Here is a 1,091-nt window from a genome sequence, read left to right as displayed (position 1 = left end):
CCTTACCTCGAAATTTCCGCGGTCGCAGGCCCCATGCACCGCTGCGGGGACGGTACTACTTCTGTATAAGGAGATGGATTGAACCGCCCCGGGAACCGTGGAGGCTGGTTGGTTTAAGTTACTGACGTGCGCACCAAATAGGTGCGTAGTGCGTTATATGGGTATGAAGACAAGAGCTGATGCCCGAAAGTTGGATGGAGCCACGCAAGCTCATCTGAGAAAGCTGGTGGTGGAAGCGGTGCGTGGCGGGATGACACAAACCGGCGCGGCCTGGACGTATGGCGTAAGCCTGCGAGCGGTCAGCAAATGGATGAAACTGTCCAGAAAAGGCGGCGCGCGGGCGTTGAAGCCTGGCAAACGGGGCCGCCGCCCTGGCGGCGGCCGGCTGAACGCCCAGCAGGCCGCGCGGATTCGTGGGCTGATCGTGAGTCGGATGCCGGACCAACTGGCGATGCTGTTCTACCTCTGGACGCGCGAGTCCGTCGCGAGTCTGATTGAGCGGGAATACGGTGACACGGTTTCGTCGTCGACGACGGCCGGACGCTACCTCAAGGCGTGGGGCATGAGCGCCCAGAGACCTGTGCGCCGCGCCTATGAACGAAACGACGCGGCCATCGCCCGGTGGCTGAAGGAGGACTACCCGAAGCTCATGAAGGAAGCGAGGCAGGAAAAGGCAACGATTCATTGGGGCGACGAGATGGTCTTGCGCAGTGACCATGTGAGCGGCAAGAGCTTTGCCCCGATAGGGCAGGCGCCGGTGGTGCGCGCCACCGGCAAGCACTTTGGCTGCAACATGATCTCGGCCATCACCAATCGCGGGGCGCTGGCCTTCATGGTGCAAGTTCAACAACGCCGTGTTCATCGACTTTCTGAAGCGCATGCTCAGGCAGGCGACACGCAAAATCTATCTGATCGTCGATGGGCATCCAGTGCATCGGTCGGTCGCCGTCCGGCAATTCGTCGCGGAAAATGCTGAGCGCCTGCGCCTGCGCCTGATACGGCTGCCGGGATACTGGGTTCCGTCGCGATAAGGAGGTAGGGGCGAGCGGGGGACGGAAAGGTGCTGCGGTTAGGCCACCAGGGAGTAGAAC

1 pseudogene is annotated in these 1,091 nt (G+C 61.7%); it reads left to right on the top strand.

The annotated features are described in order from the left end of the window. The first annotated feature begins 157 nt into the window (after positions 1-157). Positions 158-1,031: pseudogene (locus tag J8I34_RS35700) on the top strand (IS630 family transposase). Positions 1,032-1,091: the final 60 nt, after the last annotated feature.

Origin of the sequence: Cupriavidus phytohabitans, from assembly GCF_017815025.1 — a bacterium.
GTDB lineage: Bacteria > Pseudomonadota > Gammaproteobacteria > Burkholderiales > Burkholderiaceae > Cupriavidus.
The sequence above is the reverse complement of the archived record's forward strand: the minus strand, read 5'-3'. Positions and strand labels throughout refer to the sequence as shown.